Origin of the sequence: Streptomyces africanus (genome assembly GCF_002150735.1) — a bacterium.
Classification (GTDB): Bacteria; Actinomycetota; Actinomycetes; order Streptomycetales; family Streptomycetaceae; genus Streptomyces; species Streptomyces africanus.
The window spans coordinates 1-16,711 of sequence record NZ_MUKA01000111.1 but is presented as its reverse complement, the minus strand read 5'-3'; the positions used below and the strand labels follow the sequence as shown (position 1 = coordinate 16,711).

The 16,711-nt window shown below is 70.0% G+C and carries 12 protein-coding genes and 1 pseudogene; 3 read left to right on the top strand and 10 right to left on the bottom strand.

Features of this window, described 5'->3' with window-relative positions:
- Window position 1: 1 nt before the first annotated feature.
- From CCL05_RS16535 to CCL05_RS43955, 5 genes and pseudogenes are all read right to left on the bottom strand, one after another.
- Window positions 2-1,192, bottom strand: coding sequence for a sugar ABC transporter substrate-binding protein (locus CCL05_RS16535; protein ID WP_086561276.1), 1,191 nt, complete (start codon window positions 1,190-1,192; stop codon window positions 2-4).
- Between the two features lie 34 nt (window positions 1,193-1,226).
- On the bottom strand, window positions 1,227-2,105 hold the full coding sequence (locus CCL05_RS16530) for a cyclase family protein (RefSeq protein ID WP_086561275.1): 879 nt from the start codon (window positions 2,103-2,105) through the stop codon (window positions 1,227-1,229).
- On the bottom strand, window positions 2,106-3,299 hold the full coding sequence (locus CCL05_RS16525) for a CaiB/BaiF CoA transferase family protein (protein WP_086561274.1): 1,194 nt from the start codon (window positions 3,297-3,299) through the stop codon (window positions 2,106-2,108).
- A 2-nt stretch (window positions 3,300-3,301) separates the two neighbouring features.
- Window positions 3,302-5,011 carry a thiamine pyrophosphate-binding protein gene (locus CCL05_RS16520; RefSeq protein WP_086561273.1) on the bottom strand — a complete coding sequence of 570 codons (1,710 nt, stop codon included), beginning with the start codon at window positions 5,009-5,011 and terminating at the stop codon, window positions 3,302-3,304.
- Window positions 5,012-5,118: 107 nt separating this feature from the next.
- A pseudogene (locus CCL05_RS43955) lies at window positions 5,119-5,223 on the bottom strand (IS5/IS1182 family transposase); the annotation flags it as partial.
- A gap of 97 nt (window positions 5,224-5,320) precedes the next feature.
- Here CCL05_RS43955 and CCL05_RS16515 point away from each other — a divergent pair.
- The gene (locus CCL05_RS16515; protein WP_143589897.1) at window positions 5,321-5,929 is read left to right on the top strand and encodes a hypothetical protein; all 609 of its coding nucleotides are present in this window, start codon (window positions 5,321-5,323) and stop codon (window positions 5,927-5,929) included.
- 140 nt (window positions 5,930-6,069) lie between these two features.
- On the opposite strand, the gene CCL05_RS16510 is transcribed toward CCL05_RS16515, so the two are convergent.
- From CCL05_RS16510 to CCL05_RS16500, 3 genes are all read right to left on the bottom strand, one after another.
- Window positions 6,070-10,356 (bottom strand): nSTAND1 domain-containing NTPase, encoded by a 4,287-nt coding sequence (locus tag CCL05_RS16510; protein WP_158102460.1) that lies wholly within the window; start codon window positions 10,354-10,356, stop codon window positions 6,070-6,072.
- 82 nt (window positions 10,357-10,438) lie between these two features.
- On the bottom strand, window positions 10,439-12,073 hold the full coding sequence (locus tag CCL05_RS16505; protein WP_086561270.1) for a multicopper oxidase family protein: 1,635 nt from the start codon (window positions 12,071-12,073) through the stop codon (window positions 10,439-10,441).
- Window positions 12,066-12,548 carry a hypothetical protein gene (locus CCL05_RS16500; RefSeq protein ID WP_158102459.1) on the bottom strand — a complete coding sequence of 161 codons (483 nt, stop codon included), beginning with the start codon at window positions 12,546-12,548 and terminating at the stop codon, window positions 12,066-12,068. The genes CCL05_RS16505 and CCL05_RS16500 overlap by 8 nt, the downstream gene beginning before the upstream one ends.
- Window positions 12,549-12,625: 77 nt before the next feature.
- Between CCL05_RS16500 and CCL05_RS16495 the strand changes: the two genes are divergently transcribed.
- Window positions 12,626-13,522 (top strand): LysR family transcriptional regulator, encoded by an 897-nt coding sequence (locus CCL05_RS16495; RefSeq protein ID WP_086561268.1) that lies wholly within the window; start codon window positions 12,626-12,628, stop codon window positions 13,520-13,522.
- A gap of 65 nt (window positions 13,523-13,587) precedes the next feature.
- On the opposite strand, the gene CCL05_RS46185 is transcribed toward CCL05_RS16495, so the two are convergent.
- Entirely contained in the window at window positions 13,588-14,250 is a 663-nt protein-coding gene (locus CCL05_RS46185; protein WP_086561267.1) for a hypothetical protein, read from the bottom strand.
- 222 nt (window positions 14,251-14,472) lie between these two features.
- Window positions 14,473-15,882 (bottom strand): glutamine synthetase family protein, encoded by a 1,410-nt coding sequence (locus CCL05_RS16485; RefSeq protein ID WP_086561266.1) that lies wholly within the window; start codon window positions 15,880-15,882, stop codon window positions 14,473-14,475.
- 428 nt (window positions 15,883-16,310) lie between these two features.
- On the opposite strand from CCL05_RS16485, the gene CCL05_RS16480 reads away from it, so the two are divergent.
- Window positions 16,311-16,711: hypothetical protein (locus tag CCL05_RS16480; RefSeq protein ID WP_208641545.1), on the top strand; the 401-nt coding region annotated here is incomplete at its 3' end.

Below are 16,711 nucleotides of genomic sequence, written 5' to 3'. Positions count from 1 at the left end.
CTCACTTCCACAGTCCGTCGAACGTGCCCGGGTAGTCGAAGGAGGCGTGCCAGTCGGAGCCGGACTCGGGCACGTTGTCCTTGTCCAGTACGACGAAGGGCAGGTTCTCGCCGTGCGGCTCGGCCAGTGGCTTCTTGGTGAGCAGCCGGGACGTCTGGTCGAGCATCGCGTAACCCATGTACCGGTTGTCGTATGCGGCGTCAGCGACCTGGACCCGCGACTCGCGCACGAAGTTCAGGTTCTCCTGGCTCCCGAGCACACTGATGAGGCGGACCCGGTCGCCCAGACCGGCCTGGGCGATCGCCGGCACGACCGCTGCCGCCGCCGGGTCGTAGGGGATGAACACGTAGTCGACGTCAGGGTTGGACCGCAGGTAGCTGACGACCGACTGCGGGAGCACCTGGGCCACCTGGTTGCCCGTGAAGTAGCGCAGCGGCTGCACCGTGCAGTCCTTGCACGTCTTCAGCTGGTCCAGCAGCCCCTTCTGCAGGGCCAGCACGGACGGGAACTCCTTGTCGGAGTAGACGACGATGTTGGCCTTGCCCTTGGAGTCGGCCTGCACCCACTGGGCGGCCTTCGTGCCGAGCGCGGCGTAGTCGGGGCCGACGTCGAAGGCGTAACCGAGATTGCTCCCGGTCGGCTTGACGGGCGGGTTGGGGGAGTCGAGGCCGTTGGATCCGGCGCCCACCGGCACGCCGGCCCGCTTCGCCGCCCTCAGCCCGTCCTGGACGGCGTTCGGGTCGATGGCGATGTTGAGGATGATCTTGGCGCCCCAGGAGAGGGCGTTGAGCATCTGGGCGTTCTGCTTGTCGGGCGTGCCGCCGCCGTCGAAGACCCTGACCTGCCAGCCGAGATGCTTCGCCGCCTGCTGGGCGCCCGTGGCGGGTGATACGCAGCCGCTGAGGATGCTCAGGCAGGTGATGACGGCGACCTTCACGTTCTTGGGCGCGGTGACCGACTGGGTGGGGCCCTGGTACGTGGCGGGCGATTCGGTGGTTGCCGCCTTGTGCAGGTCGTCCCACTGGTCGGAGCGTGGACCGGCCATCGCGGCGGCGTTCCGGGCGTCGGCACCGGCATCGGAGTCGTTCTGCGCGGAGGAGATCCCCGCGCAGGCGCTGCCCGCGGCGAGGACCGCCGCGACCGGAAGAGCGAGCACGCAGTGGCGAATGCGGCGTCCGCGTGTGGTGGTCATGATGTCGCTTCTCCTACGACGGACGGATGGTGGATCAGGCGATCGCGACAGGCCGCACGGGCGAGCCGGTCGCGCCGGTGATGGGAAGAGGCAGGCACAGCAGCAGGAACTCGTGGACCGCCGCGGCGGCGAGTTCCTCGAGGTAGACCCACTCCATGAGCGGGATGCCGAGGTCACGGATCAGCAGGCGGTGCACCGGCTGCGGTTCGCCCGCGACCCCGGAGGGGGCGACCTCGACGGCAGCGGTGTCACTGCCGACGGCGGCGGGCCGGTGCCGGGCGAGCAGCGTCGCGCCGTCCAGGTCCAGCCCGGCCCCTTCGACCGCGGTCATCGCCCGCGTGTCCGGCCAGTACTTCATGGTTCCGGTGCGCAACAGCACCACGTCGCCCTCCCTGAGGCGCACGTCCTGCCGAGCCAGCGCCAGGGAGATCAGGTCCGCGTCCACGGGCTGGTGGGGCCGCAGGGTCTCCTGTCCCAGCGCACGGGGGGCGTCCACGAGCACCGCCCTGCACACCAGCGGTGGCAGCGTCGACGCGTCGTGGGTGAGGGGGCCGTGGTCGCCGAGGTGTTCGCGCGCGGAGTAGCCGCCGTACCACTCGTCGTTCTCCCCCGACGTGATGTGCGCCAGGGCGTCGACGTGGGTGCCGGAGTGCGCGCAGAAGGAGAGGATCTCGGAGATGAAGCCGAACCGGGAGGTGTTGTCCCCGAGCCACTCCAGATCTCCCCGGGAGCCCTGGGCGCGTTCCCCCGCCGGTGTCCGGAACGTGAGGACCTGGAACGGCGGGTGACCGGGCGCCAGCGGCATGCCGGGCCACCACCCGGAGGACAGGTCGAACACGCGGCCTTCCCCTGCCAGGGCCAGAGCGGACCGGTCGACGCGCAGGTGGGTGGGGTGGTGCGTCAGTACGCTCACTCAGATCACCCCCAGGGACTTCAGGCGGGCGATCTCCTCGTCGGACCGTCCCAGCAGCCGCCCGTAGACGTGGTCGTTGTCCTCGCCCACCAGGGGCGGTGCCTTGCGGACCGACCCGGGGGAGGCGTTCATCTTGATCGGGATGCCGGGCAGCCGGAGTGTGCCGAGTGCGGGGTGGTCGACGTCGAGCATCATCTCCCGCGCCCTGATCTGCTCGGACTCGACGACCTCGGGGATCTCGCTGACCTTCCCGAACGGGATGCCGGCCTCCCCGAGGACGTGTGCGATCTCGTCGCAGGGGCGGCTCTTGGTCCAGGCGGCGACGGCTTCCTCGAGCTCCTCGATGTTCGCCATGCGGCCCGGAACCGAGGAGAACCTCTCGTCCTCCGCCAGGTCCTGACGGCCGATCGCCCCGCACAGTCGTGGGAAGAGGGGGTCGGTCCCGGCGTGGATGTACACGTAACCGTCGGCGGCGGGGAAGACATTGGCAGGGCCGGTCAGCAGGTCCCGGGAACCGTTGCGCCGCGGGTGCTCGCCCAGCATGGCGTAGGCGCTGGGCCGCGTCCCCAGGGAGGCGAACAGCGCGTCGAGGGACGCCACGTCGACGTGCTGTCCGTGCCCGGTGCGGTCCCGGTGCAGCAGGGCGAGCAGCGCGCCCATCGCACCGTGGAACCCGGCGATGTAGTCGGCGATGTACGTGCCGGCCAGGGTGGGCTCTCCGTCCGGCGGGCCGGTGAGGCTCATCAAGCCCGACGTGGCCTGCGCGATGGCGTCGAAGAGGGCGCGTCGCGCGAGCGGCCCGGTCTGCCCGAAGCCGGAGATGGACACCAGGATGATGCCGGGGCGCAGTTCCTGCAGCCGCGGGTAGGGCAGGCCCATCGCCTCCATGGTCCCGGGGCGGTAGTTCTCGACCACGATGTCGCTGCGCCGTACGAGGTCCTCCAGCAGCGCCCGTGCCTCGGGGCGCCGGGTGTCCAGGGTGGCCCCGTACTTGTTGCGGTTGTAGACCATCGTGTAGACGCTGTGCTGCCGGTGGAACGGCGCGTGCTTGCGGGCGTCCTCGCCGCTGGGCCGCTCGATCTTGACGACCTCGGCGCCCATGTCGCCGAGGATCTGGCAGCACAGGGGTCCGGCGATGAACCGCGACAGGTCGAGCACCCTGATTCCGGTGAGTGCCCCGGTGCCGTCGGTCATGATCAGCCCTCCTCCGGCTCGTAGGGACGGAAGGCGGGATACGTCCAGGCGTTGACGCTTCTGTCGATGGGGACGTCGAAGAGGGCGGGGGAGTGGCCCTTCAGGGTTTCCCCGACGTGTTTGGCGAGCTCTTCCAGGCGGTCTGTCCGCTCGGCGGGCAGGCCCAGACCGCGGGCGACCCGGGCGTAGTCGGACGGTCCGAAGTCCACGCCGATGGTCCGGTTGCCGTAGTGGACGATCTGTTCCTGGCGGATGTTGCCGTAACCGGCGTCATTGAGGACGACGACCGCGACCCGTCCGCCGACCCGCACCAGTGTCTCCAGCTCGGCCAGACTCATGCCGAGCGAACCGTCCCCGACCAGGGCCAGCACGGGGCGCCCGGGATCGGCCACGACGGCCGCGACGGCGGCGGGGACGGCGAAGCCCATGTTCCCGAAACCGACCGGCTTGATGTAGCTGCCCGGCTGCCGGATCTGCCACAGGTACGACCACACCCCCGGATTGCCGGCGTCCGGGATGAGCAGGGTGTCGTCGGGCGCGGCCGTGCGCAGCCGCCGCACGACCTCCGCGGGCGATAGGCCGTCGGCTCCCGTGGGTGCCTCCACAGCGGCCCGTTCCTGCCACCACAGCTCCTCGGCCTGCTGCAGCTCGGCTGTCCAGGAGGAGCGGGCCGCGGACAGCTCGCCGGCCCGGTCGGCCAGCAGACCGTGCAGCTCCTCCAGTGTGGCCCGGGCGTCCGCGACGACCCCGGTCGTCCGGCGGCCGTAGTAGCGGCCCAGCATGGCGGGGTCGACGTCGATCTGGATCACATGCGGCAACTCCATCCGCCACCGGCCGGTCGAGACGGCGTTGAGGCTGTTGCCGACCGCGAGCACCAGGTCGGCGTCGGCCATGACACGGCTGGACAGCCGTGTGCCCATCCGGCTCAGCGCACCGAAGACCAGGGGATGTGTGGTGGGGACGGTGCCGATGCCGTTGAACGTCGTGATCACCGGTATCCGCAGTGACTCGGCCAGGGCGAGGGCGGCCTCGCCCGCACCGGAACGGTTGCAGCCGTTGCCGAGCCACAGCACCGGGCGCTCGGCCTCCGCGAGCCGCGTGGCGACGTCGGCCAGCGCGTGGGCGTCGGCGCGTGGACGCTGGGTGACCCACCGGCACATCGGGTGCTCGCCCTCGGGTACGGCCGCGTCGGCGTCGGCCACGGGCCCCTCGATCGTGTCCCGGGCGAAGTCCAGGTGGGCCGGCCCCGGGTTGCCGGACATCGCGTTGAGATAGGCCTCCTCCACGGCCTGCCGCAGCGCGCCGGGGTGTGCCACGAGGCGGCTGTACTTGGTCAGGGAGCGGAAGAGCTCGACGTGGTCGGCGTTCTGCGCGTCGTCCCGGTGGATGTTCTCACCGGCGTTGTTGCAGGTCAGGACAAGGACCGGGCTGGAGTCCCGCACCGCTCCGCCGATCCCGGTGAGCAGGTTGGTCGCACCGGGCCCGGTCGTCGCGAGGCAGACGCCCGGCGTCCCGGTCAGCCGGCCGTAGGCGTCCGCCATGACCGCTGCGGCGTTCTCATGGCGTGCGGTGACGAAGTCCATCGCCGGCGACGACAGGATCGCGTCGGTGAGGGCCAGCGTCTGACCGCCGGGCACGCCGAAGACGGTCCGGATGCCCAACGACTCCAGCATCCTCACGACCAGCTGTCCGCCGGTGACTGACCGAGACATGCCTCATACCTTCGCTCTGCCCCTTTTGAGGAGAAATGTATCTAGTTGTCTAGATATTTCCATTGAGCGAGCAAGAGGGACGGATGTCAAGAAGGGATCGGTGAGGAGGGGACGGGATCCTGGCCGTGCTTGCGGCGGCGGGGAATGACCAGACCGGTGCCCCGGTAGCCGCCGTCCGCTGTGCAGTCGATGCGGTTGCCGGGCAGCGGCCGACGGCGACGACGAGCCGGGTGAAGACCAAGGGCTGCCTGACCCGTCGGCGGGAGCGAGCAGCGAGCCATGTCAGACCCATCGGGCACCCTGTCGACCATGGATGGGACCGAAACTCAGCCGCTGCGCGACCGCCACGAACTGGAGGCGGTGCTACGCACCGGCTTTGACTTGATCAGGACTGTCGCTCCGGGGCTGCGGTACCGGCTCGTCGGCACGGCAGCGGCCTGCCTGCAGGGCGTCGACCTGTCCGTGGGCGATGTCGACATCCTTGTCGACCGACGCCACGACGTCGACGCTGTTGCTGAGGCGCTGGCGGACTTTCCGTGTGTGACCGCTCCGCAGTGGCTGGCATCGGCCCGGCAGTACTTCGCCTGCTACAGCCTGGGCGGCGTCGGATTCAGCGTCAGCACAGTGGAAGTACCGTGCGACGAGGATGGATGGGAGTGCCAGGGGCCCGGCCCCTGGCGGCACTACGTCACCGTGGACTGCGGCGGGCACCGCATCGAATGCGTGCGGTTGGAGCTCCGGCTGACCACCGAGTTCCTACGCGATCGCCCCGACCGGTACCAGCCGCTCCTGGCCCACCTCGGCGCCCGCGGCGCCGACCTCGAACTCCTGCAACAGAGCATCACCGTACGCAAGGTCCCTGAGACGCTCGCGCGCCTGACCCGAGGACTCCAAGCAACCAAACCAGGCAAAGCGTGAACGGCGACTTCCGGGACAGCTCTTCGGTTGGCATCGACCTGCGCCTCCGAGTCCGACGCGACGAGGGAGTGGCACTCCGAGCACACCCCCGGCTCGCTGGGTAAGGGCCCGGTGGACTGGAGGGCCGGTTGCGTCGAATGTCAGGAGCAGGGCGGCTTCGACGGGGTTCCCTCCGGCAGCAGCTTGCGCTCGGCTTTGGTGTAGTCGCGCCCTGCGGCGGTGCACAGGGTGCGGAACTGGGTGCTGGGGCGCAGGTCAAAGGTCTGACGCACGGCTCCGGTGTCGATGGTCAGGCGGTGGCCTTGAACGAGGCCTGTCGTCCAGTCGCCCGCGACCGGCACCGTGACGGACGTGCCGTCGCCCATCAGGTCGTGGATCTGGATCCGGCTCTTGTTCGAGAGGTATGTGACGACGCTGTCGCCGGGCCCGAAGCCGACCAGGATGTCACCGACCGTGCTGGGGGTGCTGCGGGCCAGCTGTTTCCTGCGGTCGAGGTCCCACACACGCACGCGCCCATCGGGGTTCTGCACGGCGAGGTGTGAGCCGTCCGCGTCGAAGGCGAGCGCGCCGGCCAGGGACTCGGGGCTGTACGGCACGGTGATGCCTGGCACCGAAAGAGTGGTGATGCGTCGAGGAGCACGGACGTCCCACAGAAGGATCTCGCCGCGCAGGTTTCCCGTCCTGGTGACAACAGCGACTTGTCCGGGATGCCCTGGACGGGCGAGGAGCTGGCCGCGCGCGGAGATCTCGTTGGTGAAGCCGATGCCGGCCCAGTTCGGCGCAGGGTGGACGAGGAAGGGGCGGGTGTGCACGGCCGCATCGGCGGCATCGACGAGGGTGAGCCTGCCGTCAACGGTCAGCAGAACGATCTCGCTGCCCCGGAGCGCAGTAACACTGTCCACTTCGCCACCCCGCAACACGGTGACGCCGTCCAGTTCCTTCGCCTTCGGGACGACGTCGTCGAGCGGCACGCTGTCGCTCAGGTTCTGTACGGCGTACGACCGGTAGAGGTTGCCGTGCTCGCTCCACACCACGATCCGCGTCGAGTCGGCCGTCCAGGCAGGTATCCAGTCCGATGTGTCCGGAGGCGACGGCAGCGGCACTGACCGATGGCGGGTACGGGAGGCGTCGAGGACCTCAAGACGGCGGTCCGTGGCCCGGGCAACAAAACGCCCGTCCGGGGACACGGCGTACTTCCCGGTCCCGTGCTCCTCCTGGAGCTGTCCGCTACCCGCACGCTGGGCACGCACTGCCATCAGCGCGGTGCCGACCGGTACGAGGACGGTGAGCTCGCCGCCCGAACCCGGCACCACAGCGACACGGTCGTACGCCTTTGGAGCGTCGCCCGAGGTCGGGATGCGGGCGCGGTAGGTGCGCCCGGTGCGCAGGTCGGTCACGGCCGTCTCAGCGTAGCCCGCGACCGAGCCGACGGAGGAGTACGAGCTTGCGTTGTCGACGGCATACCGCGAGGTGGCGTCCAACTTCCACGTTCCGCCGTGGGGCAGTTTGGTCTTGCGGCCAGGTGTGCGGCCCAGCGCCTGTCCGTACTTGGTGGTGCCTTGTGACCTGACGATGCTCTCACCACCCGCCAACAGGCTCGCGGCACCGTCTTGAACGGTGGAGGTGTACCGCAGCCGGCCGGTCGTGAAGTCTCTGATCTCGATGCGCTCGCGCAGGTCATCGTCGATGTAGCTGACCGTCACGACGGTGTTCGCGTCGGATGTGAACGCGGCCTCGTTCAGCCCCGTCTCGGGCACGAGTCGGTCCGGCACGTCGATGCGGGTGCCGGAGGGTACATGCCACGCCTCGGCGAAGGCAGGGATGCACCGCCGGGTGTCGTTGGCACACTCCACGGAGTGGTCGTCCGTTGTGCGCAGCAGCCTCTTCCCGTCGCTGCTGAAGTCCAGCGTCCCACCCGCCTTCTCAGGGAGGTCGCGGCCATCCAGGTCCAGTACCTGCGGGTGCTGCGGGTCACTCAGTCGCCACAGCCGTACACCTTCACCGGCGGTCGCCGCGAAGAAGCGGCCGTCCGGGCTGAGGGCCGTCTTCAGCACCCCTTCGGGGACGCCGCTCAGCTTCCGCGCCCGGGGCTTGCCCTGCAGGGCGCCTGTGACCACGTGGATCGTCGACCGGTTGCCGCCGCCGGGCTTGGACTGCACGACGAGAGTGCGGGCGTCGGGGGTGGCGTCCATGCCGGTGACCCAGCCCCGCCACACCGACGGGTAGCTGCCCACCAGGTACTGCCCTCGCGCGTACTGGTTCAGCAGGGCCTGGCGGGTCTTTGCTGTGTCCTTGGTCTCGTATGCGGCCAGGGCGAGCTGCAACGCGGTGGCGGGATCGCTGCCCGGGCGGTCATCGGCGGCCTGGGCGAGCAGACCCGCGGCCTGCGTGCGTAACTGCTCCTCGGTTTCCTTGAGGCTCTGGTAGGTGGACAGTGCCAGTACGACGGCGAGCACCGTGAGAACGGCCAGCGCACCGACGGCGGCCTGCCGGAGGCGAGCCCCGCGTCTGGCGTGGCGGCGGCTGAGCTGGATGTATGCGCGCTCGTCGGCGGAGACGTCCTCGGGGTGCTCGGCCAGCCTGCGGTCGGCCTCGGCCAGGTCGCCTCCGCTCAGCAGGCGAGCGGGCTCGCGGTGTTGTTCCTGCCAGCGGCGCAGGTCGGCCCGCACCTGTTCCTGCCACAGGCGAAGGTCCCGGGAGTCGAGGAGCCATTGCCTCAGCCGTGGCCAGAGCCGGGTCAGCGCCTCATGCGCCAGGTCGACGATCTCCTCCCGCCCGGCGCCACCGGGGGCGGGGGAGAGCACCACGAGCTTGGTGGGGGCCAGCTGCCGGGCCAACTCCAGGAGTTCGGGGGCAAGGTCCGTGGTGCGGGTGGGCCTGCGGGAGAAGGTGTCACCGTCACTGGGCCGGGCCAGCTGCACGAACAGCCGCCGGGCACAGTCCTGCTGGGTTTGCGTCAAGCCGGCGAGTGCGTCATCGGCGTATCCGACGAGAGCGCCCACGACACCGTCCAGGTCGTCGTAGGCGGCGTGGGTGAGCATCGAGCGGGTGCGGCGCTTCCACAGCTCGGTCAGGGCGAACTGGACCAGCGGCATCCGCCCGGGCTCGTTGCCCGCGTCCGCGACGATCCGCTCCGGCAGTCCTGGCTCGAACCACAGCCCCGGCACGGCGTCGACGGGCGCGGTCACTGCCCGCCCGAGATCCTCGGCTGCCAGCGCGGCAAGGAACTGCACGGCGTCGCTGACGAGGTCGGAGGTGCCGGCCGTCACCAGCTCGTCGAGGGAGTCGGGCCGCACGGTGGCGACGATCCGCAGCACAGCCGCGCCGTCCTTGCCCGCCAACGCGGTGAGCAGGCCGAACAGGTCGCGCGCAGCGGACGGTTCGGCGGCCGCGAGCTCCTCCAGCTGATCAACGAAGATGACGTGCCCCGCTCTCTCACCACGGGCGAGGAGTCTGCCGCGCAGTTCGGTGGGCACATCGTCGGCGGTCTCCAGGAGCCCGGCCAGCTCCTCGGCCTTCGTGAGCCGTTGGACCTCGCCGAGCCCCGGCTCCAGGACCCCGATCAGCCCCCGAGCCAGCACGGCGGCCGCCCGCACCCCGGGCACGGGACGTAGCTCGGACACGCTCATACCCTCGGCCCGCATCCGGGGCAGCACCCCCGCCCGCACGAGAGAAGACTTCCCGCACCCCGAGGGCCCCGCCACCAGTGTCACCGCCCGCCCGCGCACGGCGGCATGCACGCGGGCGATATCTCTGTCGCGACCGTGGAAGAACTCCGCGTCGTCCTCCGTGAACGCCTCGAGCCCCTTGAACGGGCACACGGGCGGCAGCGTCCGTTCGTCGATCAGCTCGGCCGACGGCAACAGATACGCGGTGCGGTCACCCCGTTCCGCGGCGACCGTCATCCCGACGACGCCGTCCTGTACGTCGTCCCAGACGGGCGACCCGCTGAACCCTTCCTCGATGCGCGGCCCAGGTTCCTGCGCCTCCATCTGCAGCCAGCCCGAGCCCTGTCTGGCATGCAGGGTGCCCGCGGCCCATACCCCGTTGTCAGCGCGAGCCGGGTAACCGAACGCGCGGAACGTGTGCCCCCACACCCCCGTCCCATCGACGAGCTGCACCGGCCTCGCCCCCTCGACCGCAGCGTCGAGCCGCAGCAACGCGACATCGATCCCGCCGCGCCGCCAGGACACCACGCTCGCCCGTGCCCTGGGCCGGCCGGCCAGCAGCGGAAAGTCGAGGACCACCGGCTCGCCGGGCCCCTGCTCCGCACCATCCGAGACGCCGAGTGCCCGCGCGACAACATGGGCGCAGGTGCACACCACATCGGCGGCGACGAGGAACCCGGCGCCGATCACCCGACCGGCAGACGAGTAGATCCGCACCTGCGACGCCTCAAGGACATCGCTCCCCCGTACGGCGGTCATGGGCTCCCCCTTGTCCGACACATCGCGCAGCACGCGACAAGTCAGCATCCCCGCCGCATCGGCCGCGCACAATGAGAGCGCATCAGGTTATTTCGATGTTGGCCATCATGCCCATGTCCTCGTGTTCCGCGTTGTGGCAGTGGAAGAGGTAGCGGCCGCGGTAGCCGTCGAAGCGGGTGATGATCTCCGCTGATTCGCCCGGTCGCAGCGAGATGGTGTCCTTCAGCCCGGCATCGTGCGGCAGGGGCGCGCGCCCGCCGCGGGCCAGCACCCGGAATCCGACCAGGTGGAGGTGGACGGGGTGGTGGACGTCGGCGACGAACCGCCACACCTCCACGGCCCCGAGCCGGGTGCGGATGTCGGTGCGCGAGGGATCGAAGGCTCGCCCGCCGATGACCCAGCCGCGGCCGTGCTGCATCTGTCCGGCGCGGAAGACGAAGTCCCGGACCGTGGTTTCCTCGGAGCGCCGCCAGGTGGGCAGGTCGTCGGCGAGCAGTGCGGGGATGCGGGCGGATTCCCGGGCGCGGCGCGCGATACGGAACGCCATCACCTCGCGGGTGCGTCCGGTGCCGAGCCGGTTGATCAGGCGCACCCGGCTGCCGACCGGCAGGCCCGCGAAGTCGACGACCACGTCGTAGCGTTCCGCCGGTGCGATCGGCAGAGTGGTGTGGGTGACGGGAGCGGCAAGCAGACCCTGATCGGCGCCGATCTGCACCAGATCCAGTCGGCGTCCGCCGTCGGTGACGGCCTGGAGCTCGTAGTGGCGGGCGTTGGAGGCGTTGAGCAGCCGCAGCCGGTACCGGGATGTGGCAACCTCGTGGATCGGCCACGGGGCGCCGTTGACCAGGATCACGTCTCCGAGCACGCCGGCCGCGTAGGGCGCTCTCACGCCGGGCCGCTCGCGCAGTGCGGGGTTGAGGGACGGGTAGGCCAGGGAGCCGTCGGAGGCGAACGACCGGTCAGCGATCATCAGCGGCAGTTCGCCTTCCCCGCGGGGCAGATCGAGGGCGTCCTCGGTGTCGTCGCGGACGATGTGCATCCCGGCCAGACCGCGCCAGATCGCCGGGGCGGTGAAGTCCATGCGGTGGTCGTGGTACCAGAGCATCGCCGCCCGCTGGTCCATCGGGAAGGTGTACTCACGCGTGGTCCGGCTGATGACCGCGCGGGGGTCGGGCATGGCGTGTGCTCCGGCATGGTGCCGGCGGTGGTGCGCTGTGGGGTCGGGCCAGCTCCGCGGGAGGACGAGGTCGGTGGGGTAGCCGTCGGAGGCGGCGGGGGTGCGCCCGCCGTGCAGATGCACCACGGTCGGCACGGGCAGCTCGTTGCGGTGCGCCACGGTGACGGGGCGTCCGCGGCGAGACTCGATCGTCGGCCCGGGGAAGATGCCGTCGTACGTCCACAGTTCCGTTCGGATCCCGGGCAGGATCTCCGCGGACACCTGGCGCTGGGTGATGTCGTACCGGTCGGAGCCCTTGGAGGTACCGGCCGGTTCGAGGACGGGCGGGATCGGCAGCGGCACGGTGTACGGCTTGGGCAGCGGCACGGCACTGCGCAGCTGGTTGCCGGTGCTCGCCGGACGGTGGGCCATCGCCCCGGACAGCGCGAGTCCGCCCGCCGTGGCCAACCCCAGTGCGCCGCCGAGTCCCAGCACGCGCCGACGGGTCCACTCCGTGCTGCTCCAGCCGTCGTCATGGCTGAGTCCCGGTCGCTCAGACATGGGGCTCCTCCCGCCGCGGCCCACCCACATCTGCGGCCCGCCCTGCCACGGCGCGGTTCGGCAGCGGCCGCACCCAGACCGCGGCGGACAGTACGGCCAACGCGGCGATGATCATCACGCCCAGAGGGAGGTGCACCCACAGCAGACCGGACAAGCCCGCCATGTACTGCCCCGTCTCGGCCGCCACGATCAGCACCGACACGGCTATCGGCCACCAGCGGCGCATCCGCGCCCAGGCCGCGGCGCCGACGGCGGCTTGCAGCAGTCCGAGTGAGAACACGAGGTCGGCGCCGCGGGCGTGCCAGTCAAGGCCGCCGATCTCCCCAGTGAGATAGACGCCCGCGAAGACCGGCTGGCCGAAGGCCGCAACGGTGTGCACTGTCACCGCCGCCCGGAACGGCAGGCCCGCAACGCCCGAGATTCGCAAGCTTGTTGATGGTCTTTCACATGTGGTGGTCACGCCATCCACAGTCATGCTCACTACGGCATCACGTCAAAGATCAATATCGCTATCCTGCTATGCGATCGATGCTATGAGAGGAGAGAGCGGCGATGGACCTGCATGCGCTCCAGCAGTTCCTCGTGGTCGCACGGCTGGAGCACCTCAGCCGGGCGGCCAGGGAACTGCGTGTCGCCCAGCCGTCGTTGAGCCGCACCATCGCACGGCTGGAGTCCGAACTCGGCGCGCCGCTGTTCGACCGGGCCGGCCGTCTTCGGCTCAACGAATCGGGGCGGCTCTTCCGCGAGCACGTCGAGCGCTCCCTCGGGGAGCTGGAAGCGGGACGCCGTGCTGTGGCCGAGGCGGCCCGCGGCGGCGTCGGCGGCGTACGGCTGGCCTCGGAGACGTTCTTGACGATCACCGGCCCTCTGGCCGCCTACAAAGACGCCCACCCCGACATCGACGTCGAACTCCACCAGATGCCCGCCGGGGACATGCACCGCGCCCTGCACGCCCGCGAGGTCGACCTGTGCGTCGCCTCCCAGCCGATCCCGGGCGACGGACTGGACAGCGTCCACCTGCACGACGAGCCGGTCTGGCTGGCCGCGCCGCCCGACCACCGGCTTGCCTCCCGCGCCTTGGTCAGTGTCGAGGAACTCCGCGAGGAGCCGTTTGTGATCTCACGGCCCGGCCACTGGCAGCGGCGCCTGCTCGACCGGCTCTTCGCCGACCGGAATCTGACCCCGCGGATCGTCTGCGAGGGCGACGAACCGGCCGCCCTCGCGGGCCTGGTCAGCGCCGGCATCGGCCTCACCCTCATCCCGGCCATGGCCCGTGGTGCCGACATCAGCGCACCGGGCGCCTGGATCGGCATCGACGACCCCGCCTGCCGCCGCACCCTCACCCTGCACCGGGCCGCCGACAGTCGCCTCTCGACCGCTACCCGGCTGATGCGCACCACCCTGGTCACCTGGCCCTGGAACACCACAGGCGGCCGGCAGCACCCATGACCCACCGGCCCTCACCGCCCCCGCTGGCGACACTGCAACGTCGTCGCCCCAGGAATGGACCACCGTTATGGTTGCTCTTCTGTCTTGACGGTGAATGGCCCGGTGGCGGGGGCTACACACGGGGTGACGTCCGTTGTCTCGCCCGCCGCCAGACCCGCCTCGCACAGCTGGCCGCCATTCTCGCGCAGGTCGAGGTAGAACCGCGTGGTCTTGCCGTCCTGCTTGAGGCCGTGAATGCGTTCGTCGATGTAACCGAGGCTGTTCAGGGTCTTCCGGACCTTGGCGGGCGTGGGCTCCACGACCTTTTGCAGCGCCTCGATGACGCGCTGTTCGTGGTGGACGCTCGTGCACGAATCGTGCCGGTCCAACTCTGCCGCGGGCCCTGTCAGAGGGCCGGGCTCGATCGGGTCAGTCGGGGGCGTTTCCCCAGGGGCGAGACTCAGCACCGGCTCCGGACTGGTCGACTTTCCGGGCGGTGCCGACGGGACCCCGTCGGCCGGGGGACACGCCTGCGCGTACATGTCCAGCATCGCCGCGAACGCCTTCTGCTCGGGGGATGGCTGGGTGGGTCTCGCCTTGGAGGAGACGCTGCTGACCGGCTCATCCTGTGGGGCACTGCCCTTCAGCTCAGTTCCGCAGCCGGTGAGTGCCAGAGAGGCGAGAGCGGCAGCCGCGAGACCGCGCCGGTGATGGGCGAATGCGCTGATGGAGGCACGGATGCGTGTCATATGCAGAGTCTCCGGTCACCACCGCTCGCCCCGCTTGAGTACGCGTACTTACCCATGTGGGTACTCGACTTCAGCAGCCGACGGTGTTCCGTGCCGCGACGACTGACGCAGGTGAATGAAGAGGGGACTGCCTGAGTCAGGCGGGTGCCGGGGGCCGGGCTGGGACAAGTGGCTCGGCTGGCTGGGCTCACCTGTTGGATCTCTGTGAGCGACGGGGGAAGATCAGGCACGGTGGAAACCCCGCTCGCGCTCCACGTCGGTGACCTGCCTGCGGTGCCAGGCGAGTTCGGCCTGGGCCGCGCGGGCGTAGTGGTTCATGACCGTTTCCCCGAGTGCGTCGTACACGACCTTGTTGCCCATGAAGCTGTTCATGGCTTCGGTGAGGTCGGCCGGCACGGGGGCGGCGTCGCTTGCCGTGTAGGAGTCGCCGCCACAGGGCGCCGGAAGCTCGGGGCGGTCCTGGATACCGTGGATGATGGCGGCGCAGGCGGCGGTGACGGCGAGGTAGAGGTTGGCGTCGGCGCCCGGCAGGCGGACTTCGAGGTGGGCGCTCTCGCCGACACCGGTGACGCGAACGGCGCAGGTGCGGTTGTCGAAGCCCCAGGTGTAGCTGGTCGGGGCGAAGGTGTGCGGAGCGTACCGCTTGTAGGCGTTGGGGGTGGGGGCATACAGCGGAGCCAGGTGTGGCAAGCCGGACACCAGGCCGGCAATGGCCCGTTCCAACACCGGAGGCAGGTCCGCGCTCCGGTGGTAGGTGAACGCGTTGCCGTTGGCGGACCACAGGGACAGGTGCAAGTGCAGGCCGCTGCCCACGCCGGTGGCGGGTGCGGCCATGAACGTCGGAGTCATGCCGCGCCGCTGAGCGAGGTCCGGCACGATGAGCCGGAAGGCGGTGTAGGCGTCGCAGGCTGACATCACCTCGCCATAGGCGAAGGTCACTTCGACCTGGCCTGCCGCACTCTCGGTCTTGATCGCCTCGACGGGAACGCCCGCTTCCCGCAGGGCATCGTGGAGGTGCTGGAGGAAGTCAGCGACTTCCGGGGGATGGCTGAGGGCGTAGTCGAGGTCGCCGGACCAGGCCGGGCGCAGACCACGGTATGCCGACCTGTGCGCCTCCTGGCCAGTGTCCTGATACAGCATGAATTCAACCTCCGTGCCCAGCGCCACCTGATAGCCGAGATCGGCCAGGCGCTCCAGCTGAGTGCGCAGCATGTGGCGGGGAGCGACCTCGACGGGTCGGCCGTCGTGGTGGAAGACGTCACCCATGATGAGGGCCGTGCCGGGCTGGTGGGGCAGGAGGCGGATGCTGCGGGGATCCGCCTTCACACCGAGGTCGCCAAAGCCCTGCTCCCAGCCGGTGAGGGCGAAGCCATCGAGCGGGGTCATGTCGACGTCTGTGGCCAGGACGTAGGCGCACATCCCCGCCTCGGAGTTCATCCGGTCCACGAAGACGGGAGCGGTGAGGATCTTGCCCTTGGGCCGACCCTGCATGTCCGGCACGGCGAGTCTCACCGCTGTGATCTCCCCACTCTGTACCGATTCCTTGAACGCCCCCAGCGTGACGGCTCCAGTAGGCCCGGGCCCGGGCCCGGGCGTGGGTTGCTCGTCGCGCTGTTCGTCGTGGCTGTGCATCAGACGTCCTCCTCTGGTCCGCCCTGCTGGGCGGTGCTGGCGTGGGCGGTGAGCTGGTAATCGGGCTCATTCCGCCGGCGAGGTTGCAGATGACGGAGAAGCTGATCGCGAAGTTGCCGAACACGCCCGTCGGGCGAGTAAGGCTTTGCGCCGAGCTGACCACGATGGCGTCATCGTGGACCAAAGGAGGGCCCCTCTTCTGCGAGACACAGAGTTCTCTGAAGATACGGGGGACGAAAAGGGGACGGAAGGAGGCAGTCTCAGCCAACGGGGTGACCGGCTGCTCATCGACAGCGCGCCCCCTGTCGGCAGGCAGCGTCACGAAGTCGCCGGAACCCGGTCTGCCAGCTGGTGACGCGGGGTACGACGGGTCAGGCAGCCGGCCAGGGATACACTGCTCCGCTCCGCCCTGACTGGAGGTCACCTGAGTGTTCCCCGCACGGATGCTTGCCGGTGCTCCGTTGGTTCTCGTGATCTTCGCCCTGTCCGGTTGTTCTTCCCACTGGGGTTGCACCGACACCACTGCGGAGCGCGGTGAGGCGGGTGTCAGGGTGCAGGTCGAGGACACGTCTGGGCGGTCCTTCGGCGTCACCGCCGAAGTCGTTGACTGGCGCCTTGAGCCTCACCCGCAGGTGCCCTCCGAAGGCGACCAGGTCCACTTCCGATACCGCTTCGACGGCGCCGACGAGATATCCGGCCCTGCAGTGGACGCCTGCGCGGTCGACAAGAAGCGCGTGGCGTTGGGGTGTCAGACGGTCTATTCGTCCCAGGCGTTCGGGCCGGACGGCGAGCTCACGGGCGACGACTGGCTCGCCGTCGAGCACCCTGA

Bases quoted from the DNA above. Each gene is read 5' to 3' on its own strand.
- CCL05_RS16510 (WP_158102460.1), bottom strand. From the start codon at position 10,356: ATGACCGCCGTACGGGGGAGCGATGTCCTTGAGGCGTCGCAGGTGCGG.
- CCL05_RS16535 (WP_086561276.1), bottom strand. From the start codon at position 1,192: ATGACCACCACACGCGGACGCCGCATTCGCCACTGCGTGCTCGCTCTT.
- CCL05_RS16500 (WP_158102459.1), bottom strand. From the start codon at position 12,548: ATGACTGTGGATGGCGTGACCACCACATGTGAAAGACCATCAACAAGC.
- CCL05_RS16515 (WP_143589897.1), top strand. From the start codon at position 5,321: ATGGATGGGACCGAAACTCAGCCGCTGCGCGACCGCCACGAACTGGAG.
- CCL05_RS16505 (WP_086561270.1), bottom strand. From the start codon at position 12,073: ATGTCTGAGCGACCGGGACTCAGCCATGACGACGGCTGGAGCAGCACG.
- CCL05_RS16495 (WP_086561268.1), top strand. From the start codon at position 12,626: ATGGACCTGCATGCGCTCCAGCAGTTCCTCGTGGTCGCACGGCTGGAG.
- CCL05_RS16485 (WP_086561266.1), bottom strand. From the start codon at position 15,882: ATGCACAGCCACGACGAACAGCGCGACGAGCAACCCACGCCCGGGCCC.
- CCL05_RS16520 (WP_086561273.1), bottom strand. From the start codon at position 5,011: ATGTCTCGGTCAGTCACCGGCGGACAGCTGGTCGTGAGGATGCTGGAG.
- CCL05_RS46185 (WP_086561267.1), bottom strand. From the start codon at position 14,250: ATGACACGCATCCGTGCCTCCATCAGCGCATTCGCCCATCACCGGCGC.
- CCL05_RS16525 (WP_086561274.1), bottom strand. From the start codon at position 3,299: ATGACCGACGGCACCGGGGCACTCACCGGAATCAGGGTGCTCGACCTG.